Genomic DNA, 10,340 nt, shown 5'->3' on the forward strand with positions numbered 1-10,340 from the left:
TCCTGACTACCCTGGAGCCGATGTTCTCCTCCCAGGGTCCCACGCTGCGTGAGCTCGCCGTTCAGGCGTTCTCGTCCACCGAGCACGGGTACGACTTGCTCGCCCCGAAGTTCGACCACACGCCCTTTCGTACGCCTGGCCGATTCTTGAGGGCCGTCGCGGACGAGCTGAGCGCCCTCGGCCCCTTCGATTCCGGCCTTGACGTGTGCTGCGGAACCGGCGCGGGCGTCGAGACGCTGCTGCCGCTGTGCCGTGAGCGCGTCACCGGAGTGGACTTCAGTGCGGGCATGCTGGCCACCGCGGCCGCGACGGTGCCGAAGCAGGGGGCGGACGGGCCCGTGGTCGACTGGGTGCGGGCCGACGCCCGGGCCCTGCCGTTCTCGGGCGCCTTCGACCTGGCCGTCAGCTTCGGGGCGTTCGGTCACTTCCTGCCCTCCGAGCGGCCCGCCCTGTTCGCCGGCGTCCACCGGGCGCTGCGCCCCGGCGGCGTATTCGCGTTCCCGATCGGCGCCCCGCAGCCGTTCGCGTCCCCCTGGTACTGGGCGCTGCTCGGCTTCGACGGCGTGATGCGCGTGCGGAACCTCCTGTGGCGCCCGCCGTTCGTCATGTACTACCGGACCTTCCCGCTCGGCGGGGTGCGCGAGGATCTCACCGACGCCGGGTTCGACGTGCGGCTACGGCCCCTGGAGGAGTTCGGCAGGGGCCGCGACGGCAGCCCCCGCCAGCGCTTGGTGCTGGGCCGGAAGAGGTAGCGGCGCGGGCGCCCTGAACGCCGGCGCGGCCGGACCCCACGGCACCCCCGTCCGCAGGGCCGCGATCGCCGGGGACGCGGCGCGGCCGCGCCCACGCGGCTCTTACGCCGTGCCGTCGGCCGCCGCCCGGAGCGCGGCCACGTCGAGCTTCTTCATGCCGAACATCGCCTGCATGGCGCGCTGGGCCCGCGCAGGATCGGGGTCGGCGACGAGCTCGCCGAGGATGGTGGGCACGACCTGCCAGGACAGGCCGTACTTGTCCTTCAGCCACCCGCAGGGGCCTTCTTCGCCGCCCTCGGAGAGTTTGGTCCAGTAGTAGTCGACCTCGTCCTGGTCGGCGCAGTCGATCAGGAAGGAGACGGCCTCGTCGAAGGTGAACTGCGGGCCGCCGTTGATCGCCGTCACGTGCTGACCGTCGAGCACGAACTCGACGGTCAGCACGGTGCCCGCCGGGTGCGGGGCGCCTTCCCCGCAGTACGTGACGTTCTTGATCTCCGAGTTCGGGAAGACCGAGACGTAGCACGTCGCTGCTTCCTCGCCCTGCAGGTCGAACCAGAGGTTGGGCGTGATCCTTGGCATGACGCTCTCCTGTCGCGTGTGCGGCGGTCCTGCCCGCCGTCCTGTCTGCCTGGGTGGACCGTCGCACCGCCCGAAACTCATCGGCACGCGGCGAACGCCCGCCCCGCCCCGGTCAGCCGATCTTCCGCACCTGCGGTTCCCGTCCCAGGACGATGCCGAAGTGCCGCTCGTACGCAGCGAGCACCTCGGCCTCCGACGTCTGCTCGGCGATCTGCCGCTCGCCGTCGACGGTGGTGGTGAGGGTGCGGCCGCTGAGCGTGACCCGGCCCTCTTCGGTGAGGAGGGAGCAGACCAGGGACCGCGTGAAGAGGGAGTCGGGCGAGGTGCGGTGGTACCAGGCGCCCGCCTTGAAGTCGGCCAGTACGCGCGGGCGCCGGTCGAGGAGGTACTGCGGCTTGCCGTCCTTGAGGACCTCCAGGTCGCCCTCCGGGGTCTCCGCCAGGCGGAACGTGCCGCCGGGGTCGCTCTGCGGGCCGCGGTCGCCGAAGGCGAGCGGCAGCTGGCTGTGGGTGCCGAAACCGACGTCCGCCAGCCGGTCGCCGCCGTCCTCGGTGCCCACGCGCAGGGCCAGGTGGTCGAAGGGGATGCCGGGGCGCCCCGTGTCGTCGTACACCCGGGCCTGCAGCAGCGTGACGTCGAAGCCGAGGGCGGTCAGCAGGGCGGCGAAGGCGCCGTTGAGTTCGTAGCAGAAGCCGCCCCTGCGCGCGTCCACGACCTTCGACACCAGCGCCTTGTCGGTGAGCTCGATGTCCTCGCCCAGGTGGATCGAGAGGTTCTCGAAGGGGACGCTGCGCAGATGCGCCAGGTGCAGGTCGCGCAGGGCCCGGGTGGTGGGGGCGGCCGGGCGTTCGGCGCCGATGCGCCGCAGGTAGGCGTCGATCCGTTCGGTGTCCATGAGGCCCAGTGTGGTGGGCCGCGCGGGCCCCGGCCACGGGCCCGGGACGGCGTGCGCACCGTCCGTCGGTCCTAGGACTCCCGAACGAGCCCGGGCCCCGTCCTCCGCCGCGTACCGCCGCTCCGCGGCCGTCAGTTCCCGGGTGCGGGACGGCATGAGGCGCGCCCCGGGCCGCCTGCGACGGCGAATTCCGGCCACCGGCCATATCCATCTCCTGGCGGCACAGGTACGTGTGTAGTGCAGACATGTCGGTTCAGCTGGAGGGCGACGGAAGGGGAGTGGAAAGTTCCGCGCCAATGACGAAGAAACTGTTGACACGTGACTGCACCCTGTGGCCTAGAAAGGGAGATCCGCTCTCATCCCAGGGGATGACTCAGCGTGCGGCGCAGTACAGCGACCGTGGGCCGATAGTCCGGCTCGCAGGCGGACTTGCGCCGCTCATTCGGCAGTGAGGATGGAGAGGAATCCTGCTGGACCCGCTGACGTGCGCCGATCGCAACGGCAGAGGGTCGACCGCACCCACCTGCCGAACCCGACGGGAGCCCCTTCGCCGTGGCTACGTTCCTGTACAGACTGGGCCGCCTCGCCTTCCGGCGACGCCGCTATGTGGCGCTGCTGTGGGTGGTGCTGCTGGCGGGAGCCGGCTTCGCCGCCTCGGCCGCTCCCGCCCCGCCCGAAGACTCGTTCTCGATGCCGGGAACCGAGTCCCAGAAAGCCTTCGACCTGCTCGAGAAGCGGTTCCCCGACGCCAGCGCCGACGGAGCGAGCGCCCGTGTCGTGATCCGCGCCCCCGAGGGCGAGAAGATCACCTCCGGCAAGCCCAAGGCCGAGGTCGACAAGCTCGTCGAGGCGATAGGCAAGGGCTCCCAGGTATCGAGCGTCGACGACCCCTACAAGACCAAGTCCGTCAGCAAGGACGGCAGCACCGTCTACACCGCGGTGACCTACAAGGTGGTCGCCACCGAACTCACCGACAAGTCCCGTGACGCGCTGACCGCGGCGACCGACAAGACCCGCGACGCGGGCCTCACGGTCGAGACCGGCGGTGACGCGGTCATGGCCGAGCAGGAGATGGGCGGCAGCGCCGAGCTCATCGGCATCGCCATCTCCGCGGTCGTCCTGATCCTCACCTTCGGCTCGCTGGTCGCCGCGGGCATGCCGCTGCTGACCGCGATCATCGGCGTGGGCATCGGGATCTCGGGCATCGGGGCGCTGGGCAGTGTCCTGGACCTCTCGGGCACGACCTCGACGCTCGCGATGATGATCGGCCTCGCCGTCGGCATCGACTACGCCCTCTTCATCGTCTCCCGCTACCGAGCGGAGATAGCCGAGGGTCGCACCCCGGAGGACGCGGCGGGCCGGGCCACCGGAACCGCGGGCTCCGCCGTGGTGTTCGCCGGACTCACCGTCGTCGTCGCCCTCTCCGGCCTCGCGATCGTCAACATCCCGATCCTCACCAAGATGGGCCTGGCCGCGGCGGCCACCGTCGTGATCGCCGTCCTCATCGCGCTCACCATGATCCCCGCGCTGCTCGGCTTCGCGGGCCGCAAGGTGCTGCGCCGCAAGGACCGCAAGAAGCCCGCCGGTTCGCTCGCCGACCCGAACGCCAAGCCGAAGCTCGGCACCCGCTGGGCGCGCTTCGTGCTGCGCCACCCGCTCTCCGTGCTCCTGGTCGCCGTCCTCGGCCTCGGTGCCGTGGCCGTACCGGCCGCCAGCCTGGAGCTCGGCCTGCCCGACGAGGGCACGTCCGCGCCGGACACCACCCAGCGCAAGGCGTACGACATGCTGTCCGAGTCCTTCGGCGCCGGATTCAACGGCCCGCTGATGGTCACCGTCAGCAAGGACGCCGACGTGGCGGGCGCCGCCAAGACCGTCGGCGACGCGATCGCCAAGCTCGACGGCGTCGCCGCGGTCACCCCCGCCCAGGCCAACAAGGCCGGCGACACCGCGATCATGAACGTGGTCCCGAAGACCGGGCCGAGCGACCACAAGACCGAGGAACTGGTCAAGTCGATCCGCTCGACCACCGACGGCATCGGGTCCGACACCGGCTCCGAGGTCCTGGTCACCGGCCAGACGGCCATGACCATCGACTTCTCGCAGACCCTGGACGACGCGCTCGTGCCCTACCTGGCCCTGGTCGTGGGCCTGGCGTTCCTGCTCCTGATGCTGGTCTTCCGCTCGATCCTGGTCCCGCTCAAGGCGGCGCTCGGCTTCCTGCTCTCGGTGGCCGCCGCGCTCGGCGCCGTCGTCGCGGTCTTCCAGTGGGGCTGGCTCGCCGACATCGTGGGCGTCGACCAGCCGGGGCCGATCATGTCGATGATGCCGATCTTCATGATCGGTGTGGTCTTCGGCCTGGCGATGGACTACGAGGTCTTCCTCGTGACACGGATGCGCGAGGCGTACGTCCACGGGGCGCGCCCCGGAGAGTCGGTCGTGACCGGCTTCACCCACGGCGGGCGGGTCGTGGCCGCGGCCGCGATCATCATGATCAGCGTCTTCTCCGGCTTCATCATGGAGAACGACGACATGATCAAGATGATGGGCTTCGGCCTGGCCATCGCCGTCCTCTTCGACGCCTTCGTCGTCCGTATGGCGATCGTGCCCGCCGTCCTGGCCCTGCTCGGCAAGACCGCCTGGTGGCTGCCGCGCTGGCTGGACAAGGCGCTGCCGAACGTGGACGTGGAGGGCGAGAAGCTGCACAAGAACCTCGGTGACACCACGGCTTCGCCCGAGGCGGAGACGGACCGGGAGCTCGAGCCCGCGGGCAGGTGACACACCGCGTCTCGTGCTGAGCGAGGCTGAGCGGGCCGGCCGGGACACCCCTTGGGGTGTTCCGGCCGGCCCGTCCGGCATGTCCGCGCACAGCCTGTCGCGCCGGTCAGTTCCTCCGCGGGTCAGCGGCGGTCGGCGTAGACCATCCAGACCTGGCCGGGCGCGAAGGGCATCGGCTCACCGTTGGGTCGCGTGAAGGTGGTGCCGCCGGTGGCCGAGGAGCGCTTCCAGTTCGTGGCGTAGCTCTTGCCGTCGCGCAGCACCTGCGCCTTGCCGCTGCCGACCGTCTCGATGTACGGGGTGACCGCGCCGTTGACGTCCTTGAAGCGCGAGGGACGCATGTTCACGTACTGGATCACGATGGTGCGGGCACCGAGCCGGGTCCCCGAGGTGGCGCGGGCCGGAGCGCCGTCGAAGGACGCGAGCCAGCGCTTCTGCCGGGGCGCCCAGCGGAAGGAGTGGCTGGCGGACGCGTACCTGACGGTCCGCACGTCGGCGCGGGTGCCGCCCGCCGGAGCCGGACCGAAGCGGAAGCCGATGTCGGCAGGACGGTCGGCCTTCGGGGCCGTGCGCAGCAGCGCCTGCGGGCGGACGAAGAGGTTGTGCGGGGCCTGACGGCCGCTCTGGCGGAAGTACGCGCTGGGGACGCGGCCGTACGGGCGGGCGTACAGAGGGGAGTCCCTGAGCACTTTCTGCAGCGAGCTGCGCACCCCGGAGTAGGCGAGGGCGGGGCGGCCGAACTGGCGCAGCAGCTCGATGTCGGACTCACGCGCGCTGCGCACCGGTCCGACCGCCCTCGGGAGCTTGCTGGAGTAGACGCCCATCAGGCGGCTCATCCCGCCCTCGACCTTCTCCACGTAGACGATGTCCGCCTGGTCGAGGCCGGTGTGCGGTCTCGCCATCCGCGAGTTGTCGAATTTCACGGCGAGGATCGGGTTCTGATCCGCCTTCAACCCGGTGAAGGGCGATTCCTGGGGCGGCGGGCCCGCCTCGTGAGCCGGGGCGCTCGCGTAGGAGGGGGCGCCCACGGTGAGCGTGGCCGTGGCGAGCAGCGCGAGCACTTTCGCGCCGAGGCGGGTGCGGCGGGCGGCCCGTACTGTCGTTGCTGCCATCGCGGTGTCTCCATTCGTGGCGGAACAAGTCGGTGCACAGTGGCTGGCGCAGACTTACCGCCCGGCGCGGTGCGGCCAATCGCCGCTGGGGCCATCCACCCCCGCCACGTCACTCTTTCCGGGGGCGCCCCGCGTGGCTGAGCTCCGAACGGCGCTCAGGACGTGCCGCGCCGCGCACGTCGGCGAGAATCATGGGCATGGCAGCGCTCAACGAGATCCTCCCCGTGGAAGCCGTGCTCCTGGACGCCCCGGCGGCCGACTGGCGTGCGGCCGTGCGGCACGCCGGTGATCTGATGGTCGCGACGGGCGCCGCCACGGACGCGTACACCGCGGAGATGATCGAGAACGTCCAGGAGAACGGGCCCTACATCGTCATCGCGCCCGGGCTCGCCTTCGCGCACGCCCGGCCCTCGCCCGCCGTCCTGCGCACCGGCATGTCCTGGGTGCGCCTCGCGGAGCCGGTCGCGTTCGGGCACGACACCAACGACCCCGTCGAGCTGGTCGTCGGCCTCGCCGCGCGGGACGCCTCCGAGCACACGGCGGCGATGGGCGCCCTCGCCCGCCTGCTCGCCGACCCGGGCACGGCCCGTGCCCTGCGCGAGGCTGCGACCCCGCAGGCCGTGCACGCCATCCTCCGTGACGGGGGAGCGCGCCCGGAGCCCCGCGAGGAGGCGGCCCGCGGCGGTGATCTGCACAAGATCCTGACCGTGTGCGGCAACGGCGTCGGCACGAGCCTGTTCCTCAAGCAGACCGTCGAGGGCGTCCTGGACCGCTGGGGATGGAGCAGGTACGTCACCGTCGAGGCGACGGACACCATCTCGGCCAAGGGCAAGGCGAACGAGGCCGTCGCCATCCTCACCTCGCGGGAGATCGCCAGGACGCTCGGTGACGTGGGCGTCCCGGTGAAGGTCGTCCAGGACTTCACCAGCGCGGTGGAGGCCGACCGCGTACTCAGGGACACCTACGACGTCTGACGGCCCACCCCGGCCCAGGAGGACCCACCATGCACTGGCTCGTGTCGATCGCCGAGTTTCTCGTCAACGAGATCCTCAGCCAACCCGCCTACCTCATCGGCCTCATCACGGCCGCGGGGCTGATCGCGCTGAAGAAGACCGTCGGGCAGGTCGTCGGCGGCGCCATCAAGGCGACGCTCGGCTTCCTGCTGATCGGGGCGGGCGCGACCCTCGTCGTCGGCGCCCTCGCCCCGCTCGGCGAGATGATCCAGGGCTCCACCGGGGCGCACGGGGTGATCCCCACCAACGAGGCGATCGTCGGCATCGCACAGGAGCAGTACGGCGCCCGCGTGGCCTGGCTGATGATCCTCGGCTTCGCCATCAGCCTGCTGCTGGCCCGCTTCACCCCGCTGCGCTACGTCTTCCTGACGGGCCATCACATGCTGTTCATGGCCACCCTGCTGACGATGGTCCTTGCCATCGCGGGCCAGTCGTCCTGGGTCGTGGTCGTCGTCGGAGGCTTCCTGCTCGGCATCCTGCTGGTGGCCATGCCCGCCTTCGCGCACCCCTGGACCAAGCGCGTCACCGGCAACGACAGCGTGGCGATCGGCCACTTCGGTACCGCCGGGTACATCGCGGCCGGTGCGACCGGGCAGCTGGTGGGCCGGCGCAGCCGCAGCACCGAGGAGATGGACCTGCCCGAAGGGCTGCGCTTCCTGCGCGACTCGATGGTCGCGACCGCCCTGTCCATGGTGCTGATCTACCTCATCATGTCGCTGGTCTTCCTCGGCAAGGTCGGCAAGGAGGAGGCGTTCAAGGCCTTCGGCGAGAACGGGGCGACGGGCGCGAGCGGCGTCGGCGACTACGTGATGCAGTCCGTCATGCAGGGCCTGCAGTTCGGCATCGCCGTCGCCGTGATCCTCTTCGGCGTCCGCACCATCCTCGGCGAGCTCGTCCCGGCCTTCCAGGGGATCGCACGGAAACTGGTGCCCGGCGCGGTGCCCTCCCTCGACGCCCCGATCGTCTTCCCCTATGCACAGAACGCCGTCCTGATCGGCTTCATCTCCAGCTTCGTCGGCGGCCTCATCAGCCTCGGACTGCTCGCCTGGATCTTCCACCCGGCCTTCGGGCTCGCCCTCGTCCTGCCCGGCCTCGTCCCGCACTTCTTCACCGGCGGCGCGGCCGGCGTCTACGGCAACGCGACCGGCGGCCGGCGCGGCGCGGCCCTCGGCGCCTTCGTCAACGGCGTCCTCATCACCTTCCTGCCCGCGCTGCTCCTGAAGGTCCTCGGCGCCTTCGGAGAGGAGAACACCACCTTCGGAGACGCCGACTTCGGCTGGTTCGGCACCGTCATCGGCTATGCGGCCAAGACGGGCGAGACCGGCGGGGTCGTCCTGATGCTGCTGATCGGCGTGGCCGTCCTGCTCGGCGCGATCGTCGTCCAGAAGCGGGTGGTGGAGACCGGCTGGGACCCCGGCGCCCGCCGTGACGCGCTGCTGCCGCCCGACGAGGCGCCGGCCGCGGCGGCCGTCCGGACGTCCGGGGGTTCCTCGGTCGCGTATGCGAAGATCGCGCCGCCGCGCGGGGCGCCGAAGCCGCCTCCGCCGCCGGAGAGCCGGACCTGAGGAACGCCGCCGGACAGGGGCGTGAACAGGGGCGCACGCGACAGCGTGCGCGCTCGGGCATGACACCGTCGCAACCGGCCCGCGAGTTGTCAGCTGATCAGTTGCGCACTAATGTCACCACGCCTTGGTGAACGGGAAATCCGGTGTGATGCCGGTGCGGCCCTCGCCACTGTGATCGGGAAGTCCGGCTCCAGCCTCACGGCAGCCACTGGGTGCACACGTACCCGGGAAGGCGGAGTCCGGTCGGTACGACCCGTCAGCCAGGAGACCGGCCAAGGCGCGTTGTCCATCCACGAGGTGCTGGAGAGGGTCTGCCGAGCCATGCACATAGCCGAGGGTTTCCTCCCGCCGGCGCACGCGATCGCCTGGGGCGTAGCGTCCGCGCCGTTCGTCGTCCACGGAGTCCGCTCCCTGACCCGTGAAGTCAAGGAACACCCGGAGAGCACGCTGCTCCTCGGCGCCTCCGGAGCCTTCACGTTTGTCCTTTCCGCCCTGAAGATCCCCTCGGTGACGGGCAGTTGCTCGCACCCGACGGGGACCGGCCTGGGCGCGATCCTGTTCCGCCCGCCCATCATGACGGTGCTCGGCACCATCACGCTGCTCTTCCAGGCCCTGCTGCTCGCCCACGGCGGGCTCACCACGCTCGGCGCCAACGTCTTCTCCATGGCGATCGTCGGGCCCTGGGCGGGGTACGCGGTCTACCGGCTCCTGAAGCGGTACGACGTGCCGCTGATGGTCGCCGTGTTCTTCGGGGCGTTCGTCGCCGACCTGTCCACGTACTGCGTCACCAGCGTCCAGCTGGCCCTGGCGTTCCCCGATCCCAGCAGTGGGTTCCTCGGGGCGCTCGGCAAGTTCGGCGGCATCTTCGCCGTCACGCAGATCCCGCTCGCGGTCAGCGAAGGACTGCTCACCGTCCTGGTGATGCGACTGCTCGTCCAGTCGAGCAGGGGCGAGCTCACCCGGCTCGGCGTGCTGCTGCAGCGCAAGCAGGCGGCCACCGCGGCCCCGGCCGCGAGCACGAGCACGAGCACGACCAAGACCGAGACCGAGACGGGGGCCGGCGCCTGATGAACCGCAACACGAAGATCAACATCCTGCTCGTCGTCATCGTGGCCGCGCTCGCCGTCCTCCCCGTGGCGCTCGGCATGGGAGACGACGAGAAGGAGCCGTTCGCCGGCGCCGACGCCCAGGCCGAGACGGCGATCACCGAGATCAAGCCGGACTACGACCCGTGGTTCTCGCCGCTGTACGAACCGCCGTCCGGAGAAGTCGAGTCGGCGCTCTTCGCCCTGCAGGCGGCGATCGGCGCGGGCGTCCTCGCGTACTACTTCGGCCTGCGCAAGGGCCGTCGCCAGGGCGCGGACCAGGCGCAGGCGGAGAGCTCCGCCGACCTGCGGGAGCAGGGCGTCCCGGGGCAGCCGGGCAACGGGGACGACCCGGTGGCCGGCCGGCGGCCGGTGGACACGGGAGGCACCCGGCGCGACACCGAGCAGCTCTGACCGGGGATGCTGCCCATCGACGCGGGGGGGGAGAGGAGGCGGGGGGGGCGGAGAAACCAACCAGGAAAAGAAGGGGTCTAGATCGGGATGGCCGTCCCCGCCCGCCCGCTTCTCCCCCCCCCAGGAGCGGGACCTGGGTTGTTTGTTACT

At 71.0% G+C, this 10,340-nt stretch carries 9 protein-coding genes and 1 riboswitch; of the genes, 6 read left to right on the forward strand and 3 right to left on the reverse strand.

Translation table 11 applies throughout. The annotated features are described in order from the left end of the window. Window positions 1-20 precede the first annotated feature (20 nt). On the forward strand, window positions 21-752 hold the full coding sequence (locus ACZ592_RS03855; protein ID WP_471579885.1) for a class I SAM-dependent methyltransferase: 732 nt from the start codon (window positions 21-23) through the stop codon (window positions 750-752). Window positions 753-854: 102 nt separating this feature from the next. On the opposite strand, the gene ACZ592_RS03860 is transcribed toward ACZ592_RS03855, so the two are convergent. Together ACZ592_RS03860 and ACZ592_RS03865 are read right to left on the reverse strand one after the other, a co-directional pair. Then, on the reverse strand, window positions 855-1,331 hold the full coding sequence (locus ACZ592_RS03860; protein ID WP_471579886.1) for a VOC family protein: 477 nt from the start codon (window positions 1,329-1,331) through the stop codon (window positions 855-857). A 112-nt stretch (window positions 1,332-1,443) separates the two neighbouring features. Then, the gene (locus ACZ592_RS03865) at window positions 1,444-2,226 is read right to left on the reverse strand and encodes an arylamine N-acetyltransferase family protein (protein WP_471579887.1); all 783 of its coding nucleotides are present in this window, start codon (window positions 2,224-2,226) and stop codon (window positions 1,444-1,446) included. Between the two features lie 552 nt (window positions 2,227-2,778). Between ACZ592_RS03865 and ACZ592_RS03870 the strand changes: the two genes are divergently transcribed. Further along, window positions 2,779-5,001, forward strand: coding sequence for an MMPL family transporter (locus ACZ592_RS03870; protein WP_471579888.1), 2,223 nt, complete (start codon window positions 2,779-2,781; stop codon window positions 4,999-5,001). A gap of 122 nt (window positions 5,002-5,123) precedes the next feature. Here the strand turns inward: ACZ592_RS03870 and ACZ592_RS03875 are convergent, their stop codons facing one another. Next, complete coding sequence (locus ACZ592_RS03875) at window positions 5,124-6,113, reverse strand: DUF3048 domain-containing protein (protein WP_471579889.1); 990 nt, start codon at window positions 6,111-6,113, stop codon at window positions 5,124-5,126. Between the two features lie 197 nt (window positions 6,114-6,310). Here ACZ592_RS03875 and ACZ592_RS03880 point away from each other — a divergent pair, with 197 nt between their 5' ends. From ACZ592_RS03880 to ACZ592_RS03895, 4 genes are all read left to right on the forward strand, one after another. After that, a complete protein-coding gene (locus ACZ592_RS03880; RefSeq protein ID WP_471579890.1) occupies window positions 6,311-7,087 on the forward strand; it encodes a PTS sugar transporter subunit IIAB in 777 nt (258 codons plus the stop codon). Between the two features lie 29 nt (window positions 7,088-7,116). Beyond that, entirely contained in the window at window positions 7,117-8,691 is a 1,575-nt protein-coding gene (locus ACZ592_RS03885) for a PTS ascorbate transporter subunit IIC (protein ID WP_471579891.1), read from the forward strand. Window positions 8,692-8,799: 108 nt separating this feature from the next. Next, window positions 8,800-8,982, forward strand: a riboswitch (cobalamin riboswitch). A 30-nt stretch (window positions 8,983-9,012) separates the two neighbouring features. Next, on the forward strand, window positions 9,013-9,759 hold the full coding sequence (locus ACZ592_RS03890; RefSeq protein WP_471579892.1) for an energy-coupling factor ABC transporter permease: 747 nt from the start codon (window positions 9,013-9,015) through the stop codon (window positions 9,757-9,759). Further along, window positions 9,759-10,190 (forward strand): energy-coupling factor ABC transporter substrate-binding protein, encoded by a 432-nt coding sequence (locus ACZ592_RS03895; protein ID WP_471579893.1) that lies wholly within the window; start codon window positions 9,759-9,761, stop codon window positions 10,188-10,190. The genes ACZ592_RS03890 and ACZ592_RS03895 overlap by 1 nt, the downstream gene beginning before the upstream one ends. Window positions 10,191-10,340 lie beyond the last annotated feature (150 nt).

Source organism: Streptomyces sp. NPDC040622, assembly GCF_055593965.1.